Source organism: Castellaniella denitrificans (genome assembly GCF_042653765.1).
In the GTDB taxonomy this organism is placed as follows: Bacteria; Pseudomonadota; Gammaproteobacteria; order Burkholderiales; family Burkholderiaceae_B; genus Castellaniella; species Castellaniella denitrificans.
In genome coordinates this window covers 415,337-438,403 of record NZ_JBHSEZ010000001.1, presented here as the reverse complement: position 1 = coordinate 438,403, position 23,067 = coordinate 415,337, and the positions used below count along the sequence as shown (strand labels likewise).

Here is a 23,067-nt window from a genome sequence, read left to right as displayed (position 1 = left end):
GGACCCCTGCTCCCATGCGAAACACATTTCTTGAATTCGAACAGCCTCTGGCCGAGCTCGACCAAAAGATCGAGGAACTGCGCTACGTGCAGACCGATTCCGCCGTCGACATCTCCGAAGAGGTCAACCGCCTGCAGCAGAAGAGCCAGTCCCTGGCCAAGAGCATCTACGCCAAGCTCACGCCCTGGCAGACCGCGCTGGTGGCCCGCCATCCCCAGCGGCCCTACACCATGGACTACGTCCAGGCGCTGTTCACGGATTTCCACGAACTGCACGGCGACCGCATGTACGCCGACGACCAGTCCATCGTGGGCGGGCTGGCGCGCTTCAACGGCACGCCCTGCATGGTCATCGGCCACCAGAAGGGCCGCGACACCAAGGAACGCGCCCTGCGCAACTTCGGCATGCCGCTGCCGGAAGGCTACCGCAAGGCCCTGCGCCTGATGAAGCTGGCCGAGAAATTCCGCCTGCCGGTGTTCACCTTCGTCGACACCCCGGGCGCCTATCCCGGCGTCGGGGCGGAAGAGCGCGGCCAGTCCGAAGCCATCGGCCACAACCTGTACGCCATGGCCGGCCTGAAAGTGCCCATCATCGTCACCATCATCGGCGAAGGCGGCTCGGGCGGCGCGCTGGCGATCGCCGTGGGCGACACGGTCATGATGCTGCAGTACGCCACCTATGCCGTCATCTCGCCCGAGGGCTGCGCCTCCATCCTGTGGCGCAGCGCCGACAAGGCCTCCGTCGCGGCCGAGGCCCTGGCCATCACCGCGCCGCGCCTGAAGGACCTGGGCCTGATCGACCGCGTGGTCAACGAGCCCGTGGGCGGCGCCCACCGCGATCCGGCCACCATGGCCCGCCAGCTCCAGCGCGCCCTAGCCGACGCCTTGCGCGAGCTCTCCAGCATGGACGTGGACGAGCTGCTGCGCCGCCGCCTCGAACGCGTCTCCGCCTATGGGCGCTTCCAGGAAGCCCGCTAGCCCCGCGACGCGCGCCAGCGGGACGCGGCCGCCGGACGAGCCCGCCCCGCGCCCTCCGAAGCGGCCCGCCGCCGCGTCCGACGATGACTCCGACCCCTGGCGGACGGCGCTCGATCTGGCGCTGCTGCGGGCGGTCGACGCCGCCCTGGCGGCGCTGCCGGCCGGCTCGCCCGCCGGCGTGGCGCTGAGCGCCGGGGCCGATTCCGCCATGCTGGCCCTGCATGCCGCCCACGCGGCCCGGCGCCGCGGCCGGCGCCTGCACTGTTTCCACATTCATCACGGCCTGCAGGCCGGCGCCGACGACTGGCTGGTCCGGGCGCATCGGCTGGCGGGGCTGCTGCAGGCGGACTGCCACAGCCGCCGGGTGGCCGTGGACGTCGACGGGCGGGGCATGGAAGCCGCCGCCCGGGATGCCCGCTACGCCGCCCTGGTCGAGCTGGCCGCCCATGCCGGTGTCGGACACCTGCTGCTGGCCCATCACCAGGACGATCAGGCCGAGACCGTGCTGCTGCGCCTGCTGCGCGGGACCGGGCCGCTGGGCCTCGCGGCCATGCGTCCCGTGACGGAGCGCGACGGCCTGGTCTGGATCCGGCCCTGGCTGGACCAGCCCCGCGCCGCGATCCTGGATTGCGCCCGGCGTTTCGAGGCGCTGAGCGGCTGGCGGCCAGTCAGCGATCCCAGCAACGCCGACGACCGCTATGCCCGGGCCGCCCTGCGCGCCGGGCTGGCCCCGGCGCTGGACGCGCGCTGGCCCGCCTGGCGCCGGACCCTGGCCCGCCATGCCGCCCAGGCGCGGGAACTGTCGGATTGGGTGGACGAGGCCGCCCGCGCCGACTGGCTGGGACTGGATCCCTCGCCCGACGGGCGGGAATTCTCGCTCGCCGCCTGGCGCGCGCTGCCGGCCCCGCGCCAGGCCCCCGCATTGCGCTGCTGGCTGCGCGGCCTGGGCCTGCGGATGCCCACCGAGGCCCGCCTGCGGGCCTGGCTGCGCCAGCTGCGCGAAGTCCACGCCCTGGGGCACGACCGCGCCGTGCGGCTGCGCCACGAGGACGTCTGGATCATGGTGCGGCGCGGCCGCGTCCTCTGCGTTCCGAAAACCCAGGTAGAATAATCCGTTTTGCTGGTTCACCGGGCTTCAACCTTCGTCAGGGCATCATGCTAATCGTCCAGAAATACGGCGGCACCTCGATGGGTTCCGTCGAACGCATTCAGAACGTCGCGCGGCGGGTCGCCAAATGGCACGCCGCCGGCCACCAGGTCGTCGTCGTGCCCTCGGCCATGTCGGGCGAAACCAACCGCCTGCTGGGCCTGGCCAAGGAAATCTCCCCCCAGCCCGACCCGCGCGAACTCGACATGCTGGCCGCCACCGGCGAACAGGCCAGCAGCGCGCTGCTCGCCATCGCCCTGATGCGCCAGGGTGTGGCCGCCCGCAGCTACGCCGGCTGGCAGGTCCCGGTGCGCACCGACAGCGCCTACACCAAGGCCCGCATCCGCTCCATCGACGACACCCGGGTCCGGGCCGACCTGGAATCGGGCCGCGTGGTCATCATCACCGGCTTCCAGGGCATCGACGACGAAGGCCACATCACCACGCTGGGGCGGGGCGGCTCGGACACCTCGGCCGTGGCGGTCGCCGCCGCCATGGGCGCCGACGAATGCCTCATCTTCACCGACGTGGACGGCGTCTACACCACCGACCCGCGCGTCGTCCCCGAAGCCCGCCGCATGAACGTCATTTCCTTCGAGGAAATGCTGGAAATGGCCTCGCTCGGCTCCAAGGTCCTGCAGATCCGTTCCGTCGAATTCGCCGGCAAATACCAGGTGCCGCTGCGGGTCCTGTCCTCGCTGACCGATCCCATGATCCCGGTCGAAGAGGAAATGCACTCGGGCACGCTCATCACTTTCGAGGAAGACCAGAAAATGGAAACCGCCGTTGTCTCCGGCATCGCCTTCAGCCGCGACGAAGCCAAAGTCACCCTGCGCAACGTCCCCGACACCCCGGGCGTGGCCTATTCGATCCTGGGACCCGTCGCCGCCGCCAACATCGACGTGGACATGATCCTGCAGAACATCTCCCAGCAGGGCATGACCGACTTTTCCTTCACGGTCAACCGCAACGACTTCGCCCGCACCCTGGACCTGCTGAAGAACCAGATCGGCCCGGCCGTGGGCGCCGGCGAGATCGTCTCCGACGACAAGGTCGCCAAGGTCTCCATCGTCGGCATCGGCATGCGCAGCCACGTCGGCGTCGCCAGCCTGATGTTCCGCACCCTGGCCGAAGAGGGCATCAACATCCAGATGATCAGCACCTCGGAAATCAAGACCTCCGTGCTGATCAACGACAAGTACATGGAACTGGCCGTGCGCGCCCTGCACAAGGCCTTCGAACTGGACCAGGAATCCGTCCAGGCCGAGGCCTGACCGGGCGCCCCGGGCGCGGTGGCGCCTTGCCGGCTTCCGCCGTGTCCTGTGCTAGAATGCCGGTCTTGCTGGAGACGTGGCCGAGTGGTTGAAGGTACTCCCCTGCTAAGGGAGCATGCGGCTTATACCCGCATCGAGGGTTCGAATCCCTCCGTCTCCGCCAGCAAGATCCCGGCGCCCGCCCGCCGGACCCCATGAAACCCGCCGAACCCTGATTCCGCGGGTTTTTTCTTGGGCGCTCAAGGTTTTTTCCCTGGCCGGCGGCTGACGGCGGCGCGCGTCGGATTCGGGCTCAGTGCCTGGGGAACGAATCTTCCTGGTCGTACATCGGATCCGGTCCTGGATGGAATTTCGTCACCCGGTCGCCGTCGGGGCCCAGGAACACGTACATCAGCGAGTCCCAGACGTGGTCCTGCTTGTAGCGGTAGCTCCAGACGATCTGGCGTACGTCGGGCAGGCCGGCCGTGTCGATGATGGCCGGCGGCCCGAATTCGCAGCGCACCTGGTCCGCCGTCCACTCGCCTTGCTTCAGGACCTGGAAATGCTCGTCGGTCAGGATGGGCTCGATGCCCTGGACGCGGCCCTGGGCGTCCACCGTGCCGCCCCAGGCGTATTGCCCCAGGGGCTGCCGCGACCAGACGACGCGGTCATGGCCCTGGCGGTCGACGCATTGCAGCGTGGGCGCGCCGAATTGCGCCGTCACCTGGGCCAGCGGCGTGCCGGGCGGGGTGGCGGCGATATTGGCGCAGCCCGCCAGCCAGAGGCCCGCGCCCGTCGCCAGGGCGCCTCGGACGAATGTCCGCATGCGTGGGCAGGAAAACATGAAACGCCTCCATGTGCGGTTTTCATCCCCCGATCGGGCATCTTTTGCGGTGATCTCCTACAATCGGAGAAATTCGCCGTCGAGATCCGAAACCCGCCGGCGCGGCCGGCGGGACGAGAACCGCCCATGCAGGGGGAGGAACATGCATTCTAACTTCATGGATGCCGTGCGCGCACGCAGCGACCAGGCCATCGCCTCGGGCGACCTGCAACCCATCGAGGCCGAACAGGTCGTGATCGAGGACCGGGGCCTGCCGTTCATCGTCCGCTGGGTGGCCGCGCTGGCCGCCAAGGACGCGGCGGCCCGGGACGGCGCGGCCGGACAGCCGCGATCCGCGGGAAACCAGGCCATCATCCTGCCGGGCGGGCCGCGCGATCCCGATTTCAATCCCTTCCTGAACCCCGACCCCGCCCTGCTCGTCGGTCCGGTGGGGGAACACCACGCGGCCATCCTCAACAAGTTTCCCGTGTGCTTCCATCACCTGGTGCTGGCCCGGCGGGCGTTCGCCGAGCAGCTCTCGCCGCTGGAAGAAATCGACTTCCAGGCCCTGGCCTTCATCCTGTCGAGGGAAGGCGGCCTGGGCTTCTACAACGGCGGCGCGGCCGCGGGCGCCAGCCAGCGGCACAAGCACGTGCAGTGGATACCCGACGCGCCGGGCAACGCCTCGCTGCGTGCCCTGGGGGCCGGCTTGCCGGCGGACCGGGCGCAGGGCGCCATCGTCCGCCATCCCGCGCTGGACCTGGCGCATTGCTTCGTGCGTGTGGACGCCGGACTGGGCGCCGACGCCGGGGCCAGCGCCCGGGCCATGCTGATCGCTTTCGGACAGGCCTGCGCCGCGCTCGACCTGCGCCCCGGCGCGGATGGCCTGCTCCCGCCTTGCAACATGCTGGTGGGCGACGGCTGGATGCTGGTGCTGCCGCGCAGCCGGGAACACTTCCAGGGCGTGTCCCTGAACGCCCTGTCCTTCGGCGGCACGATCTACGTGCGCGACCCGGCCCAGATCGATGCCATCCGCACCGCCGGCCCGCTGCGGGCGCTGGCCAGCGTCGGGGTGCCGGGGCGGGCTTGATCAGTGCTGGACCGGGATCTTTTCATCCATTGTGAGAATTCCAATCTAGCGCAGGGCTGACCCTTTATCCAGAATGCGAGTTCCAATCTCTGGATATCTATATCCGAACGGATATAATCATGGGTCAGCGCCGCAAACTCCTGTACTGGGAAGGATCCTCGAAGAAGGATTTCAAGACATTTCCCCTGGACGTTCAAAAAGACATGGGTGTGGCGTTGTTCATTGTCCAGATGGGCGGGACGCCGGATTCCGTCAAGCCTTGGAAGGGCTGGGGCCGGGGGTGTACGAGCTGGTGGAGGGTCATCGGGGCGATGCGTTCAGGGCCGTCTATAGCGTCCGATTGGGCGATGCGGTGCATGTGCTCCATGCATTCCAGAAAAAGTCCAAGTCGGGTATTGCCACGCCCCGGCCCGGTGTGGAGCTGATCAGAAAGCGGCTGCAGGCCGTATTGGCCCGTCATGGGGCGGGTGAGAGGACGTCATGAGTTTCGACACGCTTTCCGGGGGCACGGATAATGTTTTGCTGGATCTTGGTTTTGATGATGCGGAAGAGCTCACTGCCAAGGCGGCGCTGGCCCTCAAGCTCAATGCCCTGATCGATCAGCGCGGCCTGAGCCAGGTGGCGGTCGCGGCGGTCACCGGCATGACTCAGTCCAAGGTCTCTCAGGTCCGTCGCTACAAGCTTCAGAACATCTCTTTGGAACGACTGATGCGAGCATTGGTCGCGTTCGACCAGCGGGTCGAGATCGTGGTGCGGCCGGTGCGACGGTCGCATGAACCCGGGATCACGGTCGCAGCCTGACCCTACCCGAAGAACCAATAGCACACGCCGATCGAGGCCAGCACGCCCGCCAGGTCCGCCAGCAGCGCGCAGCCCACGGCGTGGCGCGCGCGCTGGATGCCGACCGCGCCGAAATACACGGCCAGCACGTAGAAGGTCGTCTCGGTGCTGCCCTGGACGGTGGCGGCCAGCAGGGCGGGGAAGCTGTCCGGCCCGCTGTGCTGCATGGTCTCGATCATCAGGGCGCGCGCCGCGCTGCCGGAGAACGGCTTCACCAGGGCGGTCGGCAGCGCGTCGACGAAACGCGCGTCCAGGCCGCCCGCGTGCACCAGCCAGCGGATGCCCTCCAGCAGCGCGTCCAGCGCCCCGGAGGCGCGCAGCACGCCCACCGCGCAGAGCATGGCCACCAGGTAGGGCAGCAGGCCCTTGCAGACGTCGAAGCCGTCCTTGGCGCCTTCGATGAAGCTTTCGTAGACGGGGATGCGTTTCCACGCGCCGGCGGCCAGGAATGCGATGAGGACGCCGAACAGGACCAGATTGCCCAGCAGCGAGGACAGGGCGGCCACGGCGGCCGCGCTCATGGACGCCAGCAGCGCCATGAAGCCGCCCAGCAGCAGCGCGCCGCAGCCCAGCCAGGCCAGGACCACGGGATCATGCAGCCGCAGCCGCTGCATGAAGGCCACCGACAGCAGCCCCACCAGCGTCGAGGCCGAGGTCGCCAGCAGGATCGGCAGGAACACCAGCGTCGGATCGGCCGCGCCCTGCTGCGCCCGGTACATGAAGATCGTCACTGGCAGCAGCGTCAGCGACGAGGAGTTCAGCACCAGGAACAGGATCTGCGCGTTGCTGGCGAACTTGGGTTCCGGGTTCAGCGTCTGCAGCGCGTGCATGGCCCGCAGGCCGATCGGCGTGGCGGCGTTGTCCAGCCCCAGCGCGTTGGCGGCGAAGTTCAGCGTGATCAGCCCCAGGGCCGGGTGCCCGGCCGGCACCTCCGGCATCAGGCGCCGGAACAGCGGCCCCAGCAGCCGCGCCAGGCCGGCCACCAGCCCGGCCGACTCGGCGATCTTCAGGAAGCCCATCCACAGCGTCAGCGTGCCGAACAGCAGCAGCATCAGCTTGACCGACAGGTCCGCCATGTCGAACAGGCTGGCGATCAGGCGGGCGAACACGCCCGGATCGCCCAGGACGAGCCATTGGAACAGCGCCGCGGCCGCCGCGACGAGGAAGAACCCGAGCCAGAGGATGTTCAGCATGCGGCTTCCGGATTCACCAGCACGCGGCGGTCCACGTCCTGGATCCGCGTGCGGCCGCAGAAGGCCATGGACACGTCCAGCTCGTTGGCCATCAGCTCCAGGCAGCGCAGCACTCCGGCTTCGCCGTAGGCGGCCAGGGCGTACAGGAACGCCCGGCCGATCAGCACGCCGCGCGCGCCCAGCGCCAGGGCGCGCAGCGTGTCCTGGCCGCTGCGCACGCCGCCGTCCATCAGCACCTCGATGCGGTCGCCCACGGCCTGGGCGATGGCGGGCAGGGCGGCGATCGACGACGGCGCGCCGTCCAGTTGGCGTCCGCCGTGGTTCGACACCACCAGCGCGTCCGCGCCTGCGTCCACCGCGCGGCGGGCGTCCTGTTCGTCCAGGATGCCCTTCACGATCAGCGTGCCGCCCCAGCGTTCCTTGATCCAGGCCAGGTCGTCCCAGTTCAGCGTGGCGTCGAACTGCTCCGCCGTCCAGGACGCCAGGGAGCGCATGTCCGCCACCCCCTTCGCGTGTCCGACGATGTTGCCGAACGCGCGCCGGGGCGTGCGCAGCATCTCCAGGCACCACTGCGGCTTGAGCGCCAGGTTCGCCAGGTTGGCCAGCGTCGGGCGCGGCGGCGTGGACAGGCCGTTCTTGATGTCCTTGTGCCGCTGCCCCATCACCTGCAGGTCCAGCGTCACCATCAGGGCCGAGCAGCGCGCCGCGCGGGCCCGGTCGATCAGCCGGCCGATGAAGTCCCGGTCGCGCATCACGTACAGCTGGAACCAGAACGGCCGGCTGGTGCGGGCCGCCACGTCCTCGATCGAGCAGATGCTCATCGTCGACAGCGTGAACGGCACGCCGAAACGCTCCGCCGCCCGCGCGGCCAGGATCTCGCCGTCGGCGCGCTGCATGCCTGTCAGCCCGGTCGGCGCCAGGGCCAGCGGCATCGCCACGTCCTCGCCCAGCAGGCGCGCACGCAGGCTGCGCCGGGCGATGTCCACCGCCACCCGCTGGCGGAACTTCAGCGCCTGCAGGTCGGACTCGTTGGCGCGGTAGGTGGACTCGGTCCAGGACCCGGAATCCATGTAGTCGTAGAACATGCGCGGCACACGGCGCCGCGCGATGCGGCGGAAATCCTCGACGCAGGTGATCTTGTTCAGGGCGGGCAAGGGAAGGCTCCGGAAGGCGGGGGGAATGGCCGAGATGATACGACGCGATCAGGGCAGGCGGACATTTCAGTCGTCTGTATGAAGTACGAATGGTCCCCGAGGGACGAGGCCGGCAGGATGAGGGTTGGCCCATGACGGATGATCGGCTGCCGCCACATCACCATGGATGGACGGAGATAATAGATGCACATACAATAAATGAAGGCGATTGAATTCGACCCGGTAAAGGACGCAATCAACGTGCTTAAGCATGGCCTGTCTTTGGCGGATGCCTTGCTGGTGCACGACGCACCAGTAAAAGTCACTATGCCGACCATGCGTGATGGTGAGCATCGCTGGATGGACATTGCGCATGTAGAAAGTGCGGGGGCGTCCTGATGTTGGTGTATGCCGTCCGGGGCGACGCATTGCGACCCATTTCACTGCGGCGTGCCTCAAAGGTCGAGCGGAGGTTATATCGTGAACACACGGAAAGTTGATTCCCGGACGAACTGGAAGCGAGTCCAGGAGGATGTGCGGATGGACAAGCCCGTTGTCTACGATCCAGATGTCGATCCCTACGATCCCAATGATCCGGACGCCGTAGCGGCGTACTGGAATTCGGTGGATGCTGTCGTGCGTCGCCCGGGGCGGCCGCCCGTCGCCGCGCGTCGGCAGGCGCTGACCATGCGGATGGATCCCCGGCTGTTGGCGTATCTGCGCGCGACGGGCAAGGGCTGGCAGTCCCGGCTGCATCGGCTCATCGAGGAAGCCGTCGCCGAAGGCAGGCTCTGACTGAATCCAATCCATACATCCCGATACAACATCAGGGTAATCCCCGACTCAAGTCTTGATCATTCGGACCGATGTTGCGGACATGCAACGGCTTCCTGGGAAACTGGCCGTTTTGTCCCGCCCAACGTGGCGCTCGCTCCGGATTTTTGATGCAATACCTACAACTTCCCATCGCGGAGTTGGAAGAGCAGCAGCAAAGGATGTTGTTGGCCTGCTCTGATTCACACAAATCTACGGAGATTTCTTACATGAAAAAGACTCTGCTCGCTGCTGCTCTGCTGGCCGGCTTTGCCACCGCTGGCGTTGCTCAAGCGGAAACGTCCGTGACGCTGTACGGCATTCTGGACACCGGCTACGGCTACCAGAACTACAAGCTGGATCGTGATGGCGTTGACGCCACCTCCAAGACCTCCGGTCTGCGCAGCGGTACCGTCAACGGCAACCGCTTCGGCCTGAAGGGCTCCGAAGATCTGGGCGACGGCCTGCGCGCCATCTTCCAACTGGAACAAGGCTTTGACCTGGGTACCGGTCAGGGTTCTTCCTCCCGTCAATTCCATCGTCAAGCCTTCGCCGGTCTGTCCAGCGACGCCTGGGGTACCTTCACGATGGGCCGTCAGTACTCCGCCGGTGTGATGGTTGGCGACATGACCGTCAACGGCTGGAACATGGGCGACGTGGACAAGGTCTTTGGTGCCTATGGCTATGCCAACCGCATCGACAACTCCTTCAAGTACGTGACGCCGGATCTGGCTGGCTTCAAGTTCATCGCCCTGTACGGCTCTGAAGGCGACGATACGATTCAGCGCGCGAATGGACAAGGTTGGGCTGCGACCCCGGCTACCTTCGATCCGCTTACCGGTGAGATCACTGACGCCGAAGCTGGTTCCAAGGAGCGCACGTCGCGTGTGTCCCTGGGCGCCACGTACGCCAACGGCCCGATCAGCGCCGGTGCTAGCTATGACCGTAGCGGCCGGACCGCCAACGAAGACGCCATCACCAACTGGACCGTCAACGCCGCCTACGACTTTGAAGTCGTGAAGCTGTCCCTGGCCTATGGCCAAGACCGCCATGGCAAGCTGGGCTGGGCTGGTGCCGCCGGTGATCTGACTGGTATCGATGCCAACCCCGCTCTGGCTAAGGACTTCAAGTCCAACAACTACCACGTCGGCCTGAGCGCTCCTCTGGCTGGTGGTACCCTGTACGCTGGCTGGAACTACTCCACGTCCAACCTGGACGACAGCGACAAGTGGGGTGACAACGCTGACAACATCAGCACCTATCAGGTCAATTACTTCTACCCGCTGTCCAAGCGCACCGGCGTCTACGCCTACGGTTCGTACGGCAAGAACCTGGGTTACGTGCGTGACCTGAAGGGTACCGAAGCCGGTATCGGCCTGAACCACAAGTTCTAATCGCCTCGCGTGGCTCGTCCACGCTTGCGATGCGGCCTGGTTCGCCGGGCCGTCACGAACGACGGGGGCTTCGGCTCCCGATGCAAAAAACCACCCTCCGGGGTGGTTTTTTGCTTTCCGCGAGTGTCTTCCGAGCGCGCTGCGCCGCGCGTATTTTTCGCGGGCCGGATCCGTGCCGCCGCCGGTATTTCCGGCGCATTTTCCCGCTGCGGATTCGGTGGAACCTGTATAATTAGAGAATGATTCTCATTAATATTTGAGATGTCATATATTTCGCGGCAGGCGAGCGGGAGAGCGCCGTGCCGTTTATTGTGTTGATGCCCTGACGATGGGATCCCGCACGCCGCTCACGCATGTCGCCAGGCCTGGAAGGAGTCTTGAACAATGAAGAAAACCTTATTGGTGGCGGCGTTGCTGGCCGGGTTCAGCGGCGCGGCGGGGGCTGAGACCTCCGTCACTCTGTACGGCATCGTGGATGCCGGCTACGGCTACCAGAACTACAAGTACGATCATGGTGGCGCTGATGCCACTTCGAAATCCTCGGGCCTGCGCGATGGGACCCTCAACGGCAGCCGCTTCGGCCTGAAGGGCTCCGAAGACCTGGGCGACGGCCTCCGCGCCGTCTTCCAGCTGGAGCAGGGCTTCGACATCGGCACCGGCCAGGGTTCCAGCGATCGCCAGTTCCATCGCCAGGCCTTCGCCGGCCTGTCCAGCGACGCCTGGGGCACGTTCACCATGGGCCGCCAGTATTCCGCCGGGGTGGACACCTTCCTGGTGGACAACGGCTTCAACATGGGCGATGCCGACAAGGTCTTCGGCTCCATGGGCATGAACGAAGGCAACCGCGTCGACAATTCCTTCAAGTACACGACGCCCAGCCTGTCGGGCTTCCAGGCCATCGTGATGTATGGGACGGGCGACAGCGGCAGGCTGACGGCCGACGGCTACGAGGCTTCGACGACGGTGGGCCGCGCCAATGGCGTGTCGTTCGACGATCGCGGATCCCGCGTCTCGGTCGGCGTGCTCTATGCCAACGGGCCGATCAGCGCGGGCGCCAGCTATGACCGCCAGAGCGTGTACGGCAACGACCTGAACGGGGGTGACGCCAGCGCGGCCACGAACTGGCAGGTCAACGGGGCCTACGATTTCGAAGTCGTGAAGCTGTCGCTGGCCTATGGCCAGGACCGCCACGGCAAGATCGGCTGGGGCGGCAGCGTCGAAGACTTCGCCGACTTCGCGGGCCTGGGCCTGGGGAACTTCTTCGGCACGGACTTCAAGTCGAACAACTATCACGTGGGCCTGAGCGCGCCCGTGGCGGGCGGAACGGTGTATGCGGGCTGGGGCTATTCGACCTCGAACGCCGACGACCTGGCCCCGGGCGGAGCCGCCGGCGACCTCTCCGGCAGCATCAGCACCTACCACCTCAACTACGTGTACCCGCTGTCCAAGCGCACCAGCGTCTATGCCTACGGCACGTACGGCAAGAACCTGGCCTACGTGAAGGACCTGAAGGGCACCGAAGCCGGTGTCGGCCTGAGCCACAGCTTCTGAGTCCTGGCTCGCCGCCGCGCGCGGCGCGCCCACAAGGGTAGCGCCGCGTTGCGCCGCACAGCGCGTCATTGCTCGACATCGCGAGGAGCCCATGCGATTCAGAGCACGGCTTCCAGTCCTTTGCGCTCGATGAGATCAAGCAGCTTTCGCGACGGGCCGCTGGGGCGCTTGTCGCCCACTTCCCATTTTCGGATGGTGGACGGGCTGGTATTGAGGACCGAGGCCAGAACGGCCTGACTCAGTTGCAGGCGCTCACGCAGCGCCTTGATCCTGGCGGCATCGTAGTCCCGCACCGGTTCCAGGCACAGCAGGTCGTACTTCTGCATCTTGCGCTTGTCGATGAACCCCAGACGATGCAGGTCGCGGGCGCCTTCATGCACCGCATCCATGGCGGGGAAATACGGGCTGCGAGGATAGGACGTTTTCATTCCATCGTAGTTTTGCGATCTGGCCGCCCGCCTGCGATCCGGCCATCATGACGCTTCTGACCCCATGCGGGTTTGTTTTGCTTTTGTCTACACAAAGGCGTAAGCTGAAATGAAGATCGCAGGTTTCGATTGGGATGCCGGGAATTGGCCGAAATGCGGCAAGCATGGCGTGTCCCGGGAAGAAATCGAGCAGGTGATGTCCGGAGCGCCTGCCTGCATGCCGGACCCCTGGCCCGACGAGCCGCGCCAGCGGGCAATCGGGAGGACGCGCGCCGGACGGTACGTCTTCCTGGTGTTCGTGCTGCGGACGGCGGGCGGGCAGCTGAAAATACGCCCGATCAGTGCTCGGTACATGCACGAAAAAGAGGTTACGCACTATGAGCGCCAGATTGAAATCGATCCCCACGTTTCGCAGCGATGAGGAGGCAGAGGCGTTTCTCGACCAGGATCTGTCGGAGTACGACCTGTCGCAGTTCAAGCCCATGCGCTTCGAACTCGAACCCAAATCCGCGTCGCTCAACATGCGCCTGCCCGCCGCGCTGCTCGACGCGGTCAAGGCCCGTGCGAAAGCCCGGGGCATTCCCTACACCCGCTACGTGCGCATGCTGCTGGAATCGGACGTCGCGCGCCACGGACGTTCGTAGGCCGTCCCGGCGGTGTCTCGCCCGGGTGACACCTGGCGCCCCGACCGCACACCGGTCACGCCTCGCCGGCGGCTGTGCCCGGCTGCTCGTCCGTCGCGCGTCCCCATCCCGCTTTCCCAGGCGGGATGCGCGTTTTCAGGCGTCTGAAAGGGTTCCTGTGATCTTCTGAATTCTTGATCTCCGATATGTTTCCACCCCGGGTTTTCCCGGCGATCGGGCTTGTCGAAATGCTACAATCCTGTAGTTTGATCTTCTGGAACAGGGGCTGCTCATGAATCTGGCACAGTACTTTCCCGTGCTGCTTTTCATCATCGTCGCCACGCTGATCGGCGCGGCCCTGCTGGGCGCGGGCCGTCTGCTGGGCAGGAACGTGCCGGATCCCGAAAAGCTCTCGGCCTACGAGTGCGGCTTCGAGACCTTCGGCGATTCGCGCATGAAATTCGACGTGCGCTACTACCTGGTGGCCATCCTGTTCATCATGTTCGACCTGGAAATCGCCTTCCTCTTCCCCTGGGCCATGGCCAATGGCACGGTGGGCATGACGGGCTTCTGGGCGGTCGCCATCTTCCTGGGCGTGCTGACGGTCGGCTTCATCTACGAATGGCGGCGCGGCGCGCTGGACTGGGAATAAACGGGGGTACATCATGGCTATCGAAGGTGTCATGGACAAAGGCTTCATCACCACCAGCGCGGACAAGTTCCTGAACTGGGCAAAGACGGGCTCGCTGTGGCCCATGACGTTCGGCCTGGCCTGTTGCGCGGTCGAGATGATGCACGCCGGCGCGGCGCGCTACGACCTGGACCAGTTCGGCATCATCTTCCGCCCCAGCCCGCGCCAGTCCGACCTGATGATCGTGGCCGGCACGCTGTGCAACAAGATGGCCCCGGCCCTGCGCAAGGTCTACGACCAGATGCCCGAGCCCCGCTGGGTGGTGTCCATGGGCTCCTGTGCCAACGGCGGCGGCTACTACCACTATTCCTATTCCGTGGTGCGCGGCTGCGACCGCATCGTGCCGGTGGACGTCTACGTGCCGGGCTGTCCGCCCACGGCCGAGGCCCTGGTCTACGGCCTGCTGCAGATGCAGAACAAGATCCGCCTGACCAACACCATCGCCCGCTAGGCCCCGCCCGGCGCCGTCCAACACCGCTGATACAACCGCTATGACACGGCTACAGACTTTAGACACGAATCTGCGCGCGGTCCTGGGGGCCTCGGCCGATCTGACCGAGGACCGGGGCGAACTCACGCTGCGGGTGCCCGCCGACACCTGGGTGGAAACCTGTCGCGTGCTGCGCGACCACGCCAGCCTGCGCTTCGAGACCTGCATCGACCTCTGCGGGGTCGATTATTCCGCCTGGAAGGCGCCCACCTACGACGCTTCCCACGCTCCGCATCCCCAGCGCTTCGCCGTGGTGATCCACCTGCTGTCGGTGACGCACAACTGGCGCCTGCGGGTGCGGGCGTACACGCCGGACGACGCCTTCCCGGTGATCGCCTCGCTGGTGGACATCTGGCCCTCGGTCAACTGGTACGAGCGCGAAGCCTTCGACCTGTACGGCATCGTCTTCGAAGGCCACCCCGACCTGCGCCGCATCCTGACGGACTACGGCTTCATCGGCCATCCGTTCCGCAAGGACTTTCCGATTTCCGGGCACGTGGAAATGCGCTACGACCCCGAGCAGAAGCGCGTCGTCTACCAGCCCGTCACGATCGAACCGCGCGAAGTCACCCCGCGCGTCGTGCGCGAAGACCACTACGGCATAGAACGGTACTGACATGGCAGAAATCCAGAACTACAACCTGAACTTCGGCCCGCAGCACCCGGCCGCGCACGGGGTGTTGCGCCTGGTGCTCGAACTGGACGGCGAAGTCGTCCAGCGCGCCGACCCGCACATCGGCCTGCTGCACCGCGCCACCGAAAAGCTGGCGGAAACCCGCACCTTCCTGCAGACGCTGCCCTACATGGACCGTCTGGACTACGTGTCCATGATGTGCAACGAGCACGCCTACTGCATGGCCGTGGAAAAGCTGCTGGGCATCGAAATCCCGCTGCGTGCGCAGTACATCCGCGTCATGTTCGACGAGATCACGCGCATCCTGAATCACCTGATGTCGCTGGGCTCGCACGCGCTGGACGTGGGCGCCATGGCGGTGTTCCTGTATGCCTTCCGCGAACGCGAAGACCTGATGGACTGCTACGAGGCGGTCTCGGGCGCGCGCATGCACGCGGCCTACTACCGCCCGGGCGGGGTGTACCGCGACCTGCCCGACACCATGCCGCAATACAAGGGCTCGAAGTACCGCTCCGACAAGGAACTGCGCGCCATGAACGAATCGCGTTCGGGCTCGCTGCTGGACTTCATCGAGGACTTCACCAACCGCTTCCCGGCCTGTGTGGACGAATACGAGGTCCTGCTGACGGACAACCGCATCTGGAAGCAGCGCCTGGTGGACATCGGCGTGGTCTCGCCGGAACGCGCGCTGGCGCTGGGCTTCACCGGCCCCATGCTGCGCGGCTCGGGCATCGAATGGGACCTGCGCAAGCACCAGCCCTACGAAGTCTACGATCGCCTGGAATTCGACATCCCCGTGGGCAAGAACGGCGACTGCTACGACCGCTACCTGTGCCGCATCGCGGAAATGCGCGAATCCAACCGCATCATCCGCCAGTGCGTGGAATGGCTGCGCAACAATCCCGGGCCCGTCATCACCGGCAACCACAAGGTCGCCCCGCCCAAGCGCGAGCGCATGAAGTCGGGCATGGAAGACATGATCCACCATTTCAAGCTCTTCACCGAGGGCATGCACGTCCCCGAAGGCGAAGCCTACGCCGCCGTGGAACACCCCAAGGGCGAGTTCGGCATCTACCTGGTGTCCGACGGGGCCAACAAGCCCTATCGCCTGAAGATCCGCGCGCCGGGCTTCGCCCACCTGCACTCGCTGGAAGAAATGTCCAAGGGCCACATGATCGCCGACGTGGTCACCATCATCGGGACCCAGGACATCGTGTTCGGCGAGATCGATCGCTAGCCGCGCGGACATCACAGGGAATCTGATTATGCTGCTTTCCGAACAAGCCTACCGGAACATCGACCGGGAAATCGCCAAATATCCGGCGGACCAGAAGCAGTCCGCCGTGATGGCGGCGCTGACGATCGCCCAGGGCGAGAAAGGCTGGGTGTCGCCGGACGTGATCCGCGACGTGGCCGCCTACCTGGGCATGCCGCCGGTCGCCGTCCAGGAAGTCGCGACCTTCTACAACATGTACAACACCAAGCCGGTGGGCCGCTACACGCTGACCATCTGCACCAATCTGCCCTGTGCGCTCCAGGGTGGCACGCAGGCGGCCGAACACCTCAAGCGCACGCTGGGCATCGATTTCCATGAAACCACGCCGGACGGCCTGTTCACCCTGATCGAGGGCGAATGCATGGGCGCCTGCGGCGATGCGCCGGTGATGCTGGCCAACGGCACGCACATGTGCTGCCGCATGCAGCCGGAAAAAATCGACGCCCTGATCGGTGAACTGAAGGAATCCGCATGAGCGCTCTGGACGTACTGCAGAAATTCTCCACGGACGCGTTCGCGCCCGATCTGGGCGGGGATCCCGCCCGCAGCATGATCTTCCACGGCCGCCACATCCAGCCGCAGATCCTGGCCGACCTGGACGGGCACAACTGGGGCATCCGCGACTACATGGCGCGCGGCGGCTACGAAGCCCTGAAGAAGGTCCTGTCGGGCATGACGGCCGACGACGTGATCGCCGAACTGAAGGCCTCGAACCTGCGCGGCCGCGGCGGCGCGGGCTTCCCGACGGGCCTGAAGTGGTCCTTCATGCCGCGCAACATTCCCGGCCAGAAATACGTCGTCTGCAACTCGGACGAAGGCGAGCCCGGCACCTTCAAGGACCGCGACATCCTGCGCTACAACCCGCACGCCGTGATCGAAGGCATGATCATCGGCGGCTTCGCGATGGGCGCGTCGGTGGGCTACAACTACATCCACGGCGAGATCTTCCAGATCCACCAGCGCTTCGAGCAGGCCCTGGAAGAAGCCCGCGAGGCCGGCTTCCTGGGCGAGAACATCCTGGGTTCGGGCTTCAGCTTCCAGCTGCACTCGCACCACGGCTTCGGCGCCTACATCTGCGGCGAGGAAACCGCGCTGCTGGAATCCCTGGAAGGCAAGAAGGGCCAGCCGCGCTTCAAGCCGCCGTTCCCGGCCAGCTTCGGCCTGTACGGCAAGCCCACCACGATCAACAACACGGAAACCTTCGCGGCCGTGCCCTGGGTGATCCGCATGGGCGCCCAGGCCTATGCCGAACTCGGCGTCGAGAAGGCGGGTGGCACCAAGATCTTCTCGATCTCGGGCGACGTCGAGCGCCCCGGCAACTACGAAATCCCGCTGGGCACGCCGTTTCCCAAGCTGCTGGAACTGGCGGGCGGGATGCGCGGCGGGCGCAAGCTCAAGGCCGTGATCCCCGGGGGCTCCTCGGCTCCGGTACTGCCGGCCGACATCATGATGCAGACCAACATGGACTACGATTCCATCGCCAAGGCGGGCTCGATGCTGGGCTCGGGCGCGGTCATCGTCATGGACGAGACCCGCTGCATGGTGAAGTCGCTCATGCGCCTGTCGTATTTCTACTTCGAGGAATCCTGCGGCCAGTGCACGCCCTGCCGCGAGGGCACCGGCTGGCTGTACCGCATGATGAACCGCATGGAACATGGCCAGGGCACGATGGAGGACATCGAGACCCTGGATTCCGTGGCGCATAACATGATGGGGCGCACGATCTGCGCCCTGGCCGACGCGGCCGCCATGCCCGTGCGCAGCTTCATCAAGCATTTCCGCGACGAATTCGTGCACCACGTGGACCATAAGGACTGCGTGGTTGCCAAGTATCTGTAGGGTCAGGACACGCCATGGTAGAACTCACCATCGACGGGCTTAAGGTCGAAGCCGCAGAAGGCAGCATGGTCATCCAGGCTGCCCACGCGGCGGGCCTGTACATCCCCCATTTCTGCTATCACAAGAAGCTCAGCATCGCCGCCAATTGCCGGATGTGCCTGGTCGAAGTCGAAAAGGCCCCCAAGGCCCTGCCGGCCTGTGCGACGCCGGTCACCAACGGCATGGTGGTGCACACCCGCTCGCCCAAGGCCATCGACGCTCAGCGCGCGGTCATGGAATTCCTGCTGATCAACCACCCGCTGGATTGCCCGGTCTGCGACCAGGGCGGCGAGTGCCAGCTGCAGGACCTGGCCGTGGGCTATGGCGAATCGGCCTCGCGCTACAAGGAGCCCAAGCGCGTGGTCTTCCACAAGCCCATGGGCCCGCTGATCTCGGCCGAACAGATGCAGCGCTGCATCCACTGCACCCGCTGCATCCGCGTGGGTCAGGAAATCGGCGGCTACATGGAAATCGGCATGCTGAACCGGGGCGAATTCTCCGAAATCACCACCTTCGTGGGCGAGGCCGTGGAATCCGAGCTGTCGGGCAACATGATCGACGTCTGCCCGGTGGGCGCGCTGCTGTCCAAGCCCTTCAGCATGAACGCCCGCACCTGGGAACTGGCCCGGCGCCGTTCGGTCAGCCCGCACGACAGCGTGGGCGCCAACCTGGTGGTGCAGACCAAGATGGACCGCGTGCTGCGCGTGGTGCCCTTCGAGAACGAGCCGGTCAACGAATGCTGGATCAGCGACCGCGACCGCTTCTCCTACGCCGGCCTGTACACCGAGGACCGTCTGCAGCACCCGATGGTGCGCGGCTGCGACGGCCAGTGGCACGAGGCCTCCTGGTCCGACGCCCTGCAGTCCGTGGTCACCGGCTTGAAGCAGGTGCGTGAGGACGGCGGCGGCGCCCAGATCGGCGCCCTGGCCACCGAGACCGCCACGCTCGAAGAGCTCGCCCTGCTGGCGCGCCTGACGCGCGCGCTGGGTTCGGACAACATCGACTTCCGCCTGCGCGGCGACGGCGCGGCCTTCGACGCCGTGCGCACGGGCGCCCCCTGGCTGGGCATGCCGATCGCCGACCTGAACACCCTGGACCGCACCCTGGTGGTCGGCTCCTTCCTGCGCAAGGATCATCCGCTGCTGGCGCAGCGCCTGCGCCAGGCGGCCAAGCACGGCATGCAGCTGTCCCTGGTGGACAGCGTCGCCGCCGATCCCCTGGTGCCGGTCGCCGGTCGCCTGACGGTCAAGCCCTCCGCCCTGGCGTCCGCCCTGGCCGAGATCGCCGTCGCTCTGGCCGGAATCAAATCCCAGCCCGCGCCCGAGGGCCTGTCCGGCGTCCAGCCGGGCGAACAGGCCCGCGCCATCGCCGCCAGCCTCGCCTCCGGCGAGCGGGTGGCGGTGCTGATGGGCAACCTGGCCCTGGCCGATGACCAGGCCGCGCAACTGGCGGCCAACGCCCAGGCCATCGCCGCGCTGGCGGGCGGGCGCTTCGGCTTCCTGACCCCCGGCGGCAACACCGTGGGCGGCTACCTGGCCGGTGCTGTGCCGGCCGACGGCGGCCTGGACGCCCGGCGCATGCTGGGCGGCGAGCCCCTCAAGGCCTACCTGGTGCTGCACGCCGAACCGCGCCTGGACAGCGACCTGGGCGAGCGCGCCGTGCGCGCGCTGCAGGGCTCGGCCATGGCGGTGGCGTTCACGGCCTTCCGCTCGGCGGCCGAGGACTGGGCCGACGTGATGCTGCCGATCGCGCCCTTCACCGAAACGTCCGGCACCTTCGTCAACGCCGAGGGCCGCGTGCAGAGCTTCAAGGGCGTGGCCGCCCCGGTGGGCGACACCCGCCCGGCCTGGAAGGTCCTGCGCGTCCTGGGCAACCTGATGGACCTGCAGGGCTTCGACGACGAGACCTCCGAATCGGTGCGCGACACCGTGATGGTGGGGGGCCTGGACGGCCGCCTGTCCAACGAGATCCGCCTGGCGCCGGCCGTGCCGGCCCCGGCCGACGGCCTGGAACGCGTGGCCGAGCTGCCCATCTACCGCACCGACGCGCTGGTGCGCCGTTCGCAGCCGCTGCAGGAGCACGTCAATTCCGCGCCGCCGCGCGCGGCGATGAACGCCGCCACGCTGCGGGCGCAGGGCCTGTCGGCCGGGGACGCCGTGCGCGTGTCCACGGTCCACGGCTCGGCCGAACTCGAAGCCGCCCTGGACGACACGGTGGCCGACGGGGCCGTGCGCATCGCCGGGGCCTTTGAACAGACCGCCGCCTTGGGCATGGGCTCGGGCGCAATCCAGGTGGAGCGTCGCTAATGGACTGGTTGAACACCCTCAACGCCTTCGGCACGGGCCTGATCGGCGAGACCCCCTGGCTGGTGGTCTGGACGCTGGTGAAGATCGTCGTCATCGCCGTGCCCATCATCCTGTGCGTGGCCTACCTGACGTACTGGGAGCGCAAGATGATCGGCGCCATGCACGTGCGCCTGGGGCCCACCCGGGTGGGCTACCGCGGCCTGCTGCAGCCCTTCGCCGACGTGTTCAAGCTGCTGACCAAGGAACTGATCGTTCCGTCCAAGGCCAACCGCGTGCTGTACATCCTGGCCCCCGTGGTCACGCTGATGCCGGCGCTGGCGGCCTGGGCCGTGATCCCCTTCCAGCCGGAAGTCGTCCTGGCCGACGTCAACGCGGGCCTGCTCTTCATCCTGGCCATCACCTCGATCGAAGTCTACGGCGTCATCATGGCCGGCTGGGCGTCGAACTCGAAGTACGCCCTGCTGGGCGCGTTGCGCGCCTCGGCGCAGATGGTGTCCTACGAGCTGGGCATCGGCTTCGTCATGGTCACGGTGCTGCTGGTGTCGGGCACGCTGAACCTGTCGGGCATCGTCGAGGGCCAGACCGTCGGCCACTTCGCCGGCATGGGCCTGAACTTCCTGTCCTGGAACTGGCTGCCGCTGCTGCCGCTGTTCGTGATCTACGTCGTCTCCTCGGTGGCCGAGACCAACCGCCACCCCTTCGACGTGGTGGAAGGCGAATCGGAAATCGTGGCGGGCCACATGGTGGAATATTCCGGCATGGGCTTCGCGCTGTTCTTCCTGGGCGAATACGCCAACATGATCCTGCTGTCGGCGATGGCCTCGATCATGTTCCTGGGGGGCTGGGCGGCGCCGCTGGACTTCGCGCCCTTCACCTGGGTGCCGGGCTGGCTGTGGCTGGGCCTGAAGACTTTCGTGGTGGTGTCCATGTTCATCTGGTTCCGCGCGACGTTCCCGCGCTACCGCTACGACCAGATCATGCGCCTGGGCTGGAAGGTCTTCATTCCCCTGACGGGGATCTGGCTGGTGGTGGTGGCGATCTGGATGCAGACGCCCTGGAACATCTGGCAGTAAGGGGTACGAGATGGAAGCGATCAAGGATTTCTTCGGCAGCCTGATGCTGAAGGAAATGCTCGAAGGCATGCGCCTGACGGGAAAATACTTCTTCAAGCGCAAGATCACGCTGCGCTATCCGATGGAAAAGACGCCGGCCTCGCCGCGGTTCCGCGGCCTGCACGCGCAGCGCCGCTACGCCAACGGCGAGGAACGCTGCATCGCCTGCAAGCTGTGCGAAGCCGTCTGCCCGGCCCTGGCCATCACGATCGAATCGCACCAGCGCGAGGACGGCACGCGCCGCACCACGCGCTACGACATCGACCTGGCCAAGTGCATCTTCTGCGGCTTCTGCGAGGAAGCCTGTCCCACGGACGCCATCGTGGAGACCCACCTGCACGAATACCACGGTGAAAAGCGCGGCGACCTGTACTACACCAAGGACATGCTGCTGGCCGTGGGCGACCGCTACGAGTCGGAAATCGCGGCCCGCCGCGCCGCCGACGCGCCCTACCGTTGATGCCGGGAACCCGACCATGAGTTTCGATACCGTTCTGTTCTACCTGCTGGCCATCGTGCTGGTCGTGGCGGCGTTCCGCGTCATCACGGCGAGCAGCCCCGTGACCGGGGTGCTGCACCTGATCCTGACCTTCTTCACCGCCTCCATGATGTGGATGCTGATCCAGGCGGAATTCCTGGCGCTGGTGCTGGTGATCGTCTACGTCGGCGCCGTGATGGTGCTGTTCCTGTTCGTCGTCATGATGCTGGACATGCGCACCGAGGGCCTGAAGCAGGGCCTGAAGGTCTACCTGCCGCTGGGCCTGACCATCGGCGGGATCATGGTGCTGGAAATGGCCTTCGTGCTGCTGCGCTCCTGGGGCGGTGCCCCGGCGCTGCCGGTCCCGGCCGATGATTTCGACAACACCCTGGCCCTGGGCACGGCGATGTACACCCAGTACGCCTACGCCGTCGAGATCGGCGGGGTGGTGCTGCTGGTCGGCATGATCTGCGCCATCGCCCTGACCATGCGCAAGCGCGCCGACTACAAGCGCACCGATCCGGGCAAGCAGGTGCGCGTGCGCGCCGCCGACCGGGTGCGCCTGGTGAGCATGCCCGCGCAGGTCGAGACGGCCGACGCGCAATCCGAAGGAGCCGAAAAATGACCATAGGCCTGAGCCATTACCTGATCGTCGGGGCGATCCTGTTCGCCATGGGCGTGTTCGGCTTCTTCCTGAACCGCCGCAACCTGATCGTGCTGCTGATGTCGATCGAACTGATCCTGCTGGCGGCCAACATGAACTTCGTCGCCTTCTCCATCGGGTCGGGCGACCCGGCCGGGCAGATCTTCGTGTTCTTCGTGCTGACCGTGGCCGCCGCCGAGGCCGCCATCGGGCTGGCGATCCTGGTGCTGCTGTTCCGCAATCTCAGCACCATCAACGTCGACAAGCTCGACTCGCTGAAGGGGTAGTCACGCC

At 66.4% G+C, this 23,067-nt stretch carries 26 protein-coding genes, 1 tRNA gene and 1 pseudogene; 24 read left to right on the top strand and 4 right to left on the bottom strand.

Features of this window, described 5'->3' with window-relative positions:
* Positions 1-14: 14 nt before the first annotated feature.
* The 4 genes from ACFO27_RS02125 (at position 15) to ACFO27_RS02110 (ending at position 3,561) form a co-directional block, all read left to right on the top strand.
* Positions 15-977: an acetyl-CoA carboxylase carboxyltransferase subunit alpha gene (locus ACFO27_RS02125; RefSeq protein WP_323024519.1), complete on the top strand. Its 963-nt coding sequence runs from the start codon at positions 15-17 to the stop codon at positions 975-977.
* Complete coding sequence (tilS, locus tag ACFO27_RS02120) at positions 952-2,088, top strand: tRNA lysidine(34) synthetase TilS (RefSeq protein ID WP_376815792.1); 1,137 nt, start codon at positions 952-954, stop codon at positions 2,086-2,088. The genes ACFO27_RS02125 and tilS overlap by 26 nt, the downstream gene beginning before the upstream one ends.
* A gap of 41 nt (positions 2,089-2,129) precedes the next feature.
* Positions 2,130-3,398, top strand: coding sequence for an aspartate kinase (locus ACFO27_RS02115; RefSeq protein WP_323024528.1), 1,269 nt, complete (start codon positions 2,130-2,132; stop codon positions 3,396-3,398).
* Between the two features lie 70 nt (positions 3,399-3,468).
* Positions 3,469-3,561: transfer RNA gene (locus tag ACFO27_RS02110), tRNA-Ser, on the top strand.
* A 129-nt stretch (positions 3,562-3,690) separates the two neighbouring features.
* Here ACFO27_RS02110 and ACFO27_RS02105 read toward each other — a convergent pair.
* Complete coding sequence (locus tag ACFO27_RS02105) at positions 3,691-4,221, bottom strand: hypothetical protein (RefSeq protein WP_376815791.1); 531 nt, start codon at positions 4,219-4,221, stop codon at positions 3,691-3,693.
* Between the two features lie 142 nt (positions 4,222-4,363).
* Between ACFO27_RS02105 and ACFO27_RS02100 the strand changes: the two genes are divergently transcribed.
* From ACFO27_RS02100 to ACFO27_RS02090, 3 genes and pseudogenes are all read left to right on the top strand, one after another.
* Positions 4,364-5,290 carry an ATP adenylyltransferase family protein gene (locus ACFO27_RS02100; RefSeq protein ID WP_376815790.1) on the top strand — a complete coding sequence of 309 codons (927 nt, stop codon included), beginning with the start codon at positions 4,364-4,366 and terminating at the stop codon, positions 5,288-5,290.
* A 119-nt stretch (positions 5,291-5,409) separates the two neighbouring features.
* Positions 5,410-5,774 (top strand): annotated as a pseudogene (locus ACFO27_RS02095) (type II toxin-antitoxin system RelE/ParE family toxin).
* The gene (locus ACFO27_RS02090; protein WP_323025529.1) at positions 5,771-6,091 is read left to right on the top strand and encodes a helix-turn-helix domain-containing protein; all 321 of its coding nucleotides are present in this window, start codon (positions 5,771-5,773) and stop codon (positions 6,089-6,091) included. The pseudogene ACFO27_RS02095 and the gene ACFO27_RS02090 overlap by 4 nt, the downstream one beginning before the upstream one ends.
* 2 nt (positions 6,092-6,093) lie before the next feature.
* Here ACFO27_RS02090 and ACFO27_RS02085 read toward each other — a convergent pair whose 3' ends face one another.
* Positions 6,094-7,323, bottom strand: coding sequence for a nucleoside recognition domain-containing protein (locus ACFO27_RS02085; RefSeq protein WP_376815789.1), 1,230 nt, complete (start codon positions 7,321-7,323; stop codon positions 6,094-6,096).
* The gene (locus ACFO27_RS02080) at positions 7,317-8,477 is read right to left on the bottom strand and encodes an alpha-hydroxy acid oxidase (protein WP_376815788.1); all 1,161 of its coding nucleotides are present in this window, start codon (positions 8,475-8,477) and stop codon (positions 7,317-7,319) included. Before ACFO27_RS02080 ends, ACFO27_RS02085 begins: the two co-directional genes overlap by 7 nt.
* A 198-nt stretch (positions 8,478-8,675) precedes the next feature.
* Between ACFO27_RS02080 and ACFO27_RS02075 the strand changes: the two genes are divergently transcribed.
* From ACFO27_RS02075 to ACFO27_RS02060, 4 genes are all read left to right on the top strand, one after another.
* The gene (locus ACFO27_RS02075; RefSeq protein ID WP_376815787.1) at positions 8,676-8,855 is read left to right on the top strand and encodes a BrnT family toxin; all 180 of its coding nucleotides are present in this window, start codon (positions 8,676-8,678) and stop codon (positions 8,853-8,855) included.
* 141 nt (positions 8,856-8,996) lie between these two features.
* Positions 8,997-9,251: a BrnA antitoxin family protein gene (locus ACFO27_RS02070; protein ID WP_376815786.1), complete on the top strand. Its 255-nt coding sequence runs from the start codon at positions 8,997-8,999 to the stop codon at positions 9,249-9,251.
* 248 nt (positions 9,252-9,499) lie between these two features.
* Entirely contained in the window at positions 9,500-10,663 is a 1,164-nt protein-coding gene (locus tag ACFO27_RS02065; protein ID WP_376815785.1) for a porin, read from the top strand.
* Positions 10,664-11,047: 384 nt separating this feature from the next.
* A complete protein-coding gene (locus ACFO27_RS02060) occupies positions 11,048-12,214 on the top strand; it encodes a porin (RefSeq protein WP_376815784.1) in 1,167 nt (388 codons plus the stop codon).
* Between the two features lie 98 nt (positions 12,215-12,312).
* Here ACFO27_RS02060 and ACFO27_RS02055 read toward each other — a convergent pair whose 3' ends face one another.
* Positions 12,313-12,642 carry a helix-turn-helix domain-containing protein gene (locus tag ACFO27_RS02055; protein ID WP_376815783.1) on the bottom strand — a complete coding sequence of 110 codons (330 nt, stop codon included), beginning with the start codon at positions 12,640-12,642 and terminating at the stop codon, positions 12,313-12,315.
* Between the two features lie 109 nt (positions 12,643-12,751).
* Between ACFO27_RS02055 and ACFO27_RS02050 the strand changes: the two genes are divergently transcribed.
* The 13 genes from ACFO27_RS02050 (at position 12,752) to nuoK (ending at position 23,060) form a co-directional block, all read left to right on the top strand.
* On the top strand, positions 12,752-13,063 hold the full coding sequence (locus tag ACFO27_RS02050; RefSeq protein WP_376815782.1) for a BrnT family toxin: 312 nt from the start codon (positions 12,752-12,754) through the stop codon (positions 13,061-13,063).
* Complete coding sequence (locus tag ACFO27_RS02045; RefSeq protein WP_376815781.1) at positions 13,032-13,286, top strand: CopG family antitoxin; 255 nt, start codon at positions 13,032-13,034, stop codon at positions 13,284-13,286. The genes ACFO27_RS02050 and ACFO27_RS02045 overlap by 32 nt, the downstream gene beginning before the upstream one ends.
* Positions 13,287-13,557: 271 nt before the next feature.
* Positions 13,558-13,917, top strand: a complete 360-nt coding sequence (locus ACFO27_RS02040) for an NADH-quinone oxidoreductase subunit A (protein WP_323025519.1) — start codon at positions 13,558-13,560, stop codon at positions 13,915-13,917.
* A 13-nt stretch (positions 13,918-13,930) separates the two neighbouring features.
* Positions 13,931-14,407 carry a NuoB/complex I 20 kDa subunit family protein gene (locus tag ACFO27_RS02035; RefSeq protein WP_043680684.1) on the top strand — a complete coding sequence of 159 codons (477 nt, stop codon included), beginning with the start codon at positions 13,931-13,933 and terminating at the stop codon, positions 14,405-14,407.
* Between the two features lie 40 nt (positions 14,408-14,447).
* Positions 14,448-15,062 carry an NADH-quinone oxidoreductase subunit C gene (locus tag ACFO27_RS02030; RefSeq protein ID WP_376815780.1) on the top strand — a complete coding sequence of 205 codons (615 nt, stop codon included), beginning with the start codon at positions 14,448-14,450 and terminating at the stop codon, positions 15,060-15,062.
* Position 15,063: 1 nt separating this feature from the next.
* A complete protein-coding gene (locus ACFO27_RS02025; RefSeq protein WP_376815779.1) occupies positions 15,064-16,317 on the top strand; it encodes an NADH-quinone oxidoreductase subunit D in 1,254 nt (417 codons plus the stop codon).
* A 28-nt stretch (positions 16,318-16,345) separates the two neighbouring features.
* On the top strand, positions 16,346-16,831 hold the full coding sequence (nuoE, locus tag ACFO27_RS02020) for an NADH-quinone oxidoreductase subunit NuoE (RefSeq protein WP_376815778.1): 486 nt from the start codon (positions 16,346-16,348) through the stop codon (positions 16,829-16,831).
* 74 nt (positions 16,832-16,905) lie between these two features.
* On the top strand, positions 16,906-18,195 hold the full coding sequence (nuoF, locus tag ACFO27_RS02015) for an NADH-quinone oxidoreductase subunit NuoF (RefSeq protein ID WP_376816383.1): 1,290 nt from the start codon (positions 16,906-16,908) through the stop codon (positions 18,193-18,195).
* A 14-nt stretch (positions 18,196-18,209) separates the two neighbouring features.
* A complete protein-coding gene (nuoG, locus tag ACFO27_RS02010) occupies positions 18,210-20,540 on the top strand; it encodes an NADH-quinone oxidoreductase subunit NuoG (RefSeq protein WP_376815777.1) in 2,331 nt (776 codons plus the stop codon).
* Entirely contained in the window at positions 20,540-21,613 is a 1,074-nt protein-coding gene (nuoH, locus tag ACFO27_RS02005; protein WP_043680711.1) for an NADH-quinone oxidoreductase subunit NuoH, read from the top strand. Before nuoG ends, nuoH begins: the two co-directional genes overlap by 1 nt.
* Positions 21,614-21,623: 10 nt before the next feature.
* On the top strand, positions 21,624-22,112 hold the full coding sequence (gene nuoI, locus ACFO27_RS02000) for an NADH-quinone oxidoreductase subunit NuoI (protein ID WP_269357307.1): 489 nt from the start codon (positions 21,624-21,626) through the stop codon (positions 22,110-22,112).
* A 16-nt stretch (positions 22,113-22,128) separates the two neighbouring features.
* Positions 22,129-22,755, top strand: a complete 627-nt coding sequence (locus ACFO27_RS01995) for an NADH-quinone oxidoreductase subunit J (RefSeq protein ID WP_376815776.1) — start codon at positions 22,129-22,131, stop codon at positions 22,753-22,755.
* Positions 22,752-23,060 carry an NADH-quinone oxidoreductase subunit NuoK gene (gene nuoK / locus ACFO27_RS01990; protein ID WP_043680720.1) on the top strand — a complete coding sequence of 103 codons (309 nt, stop codon included), beginning with the start codon at positions 22,752-22,754 and terminating at the stop codon, positions 23,058-23,060. The genes ACFO27_RS01995 and nuoK overlap by 4 nt, the downstream gene beginning before the upstream one ends.
* Positions 23,061-23,067 lie beyond the last annotated feature (7 nt).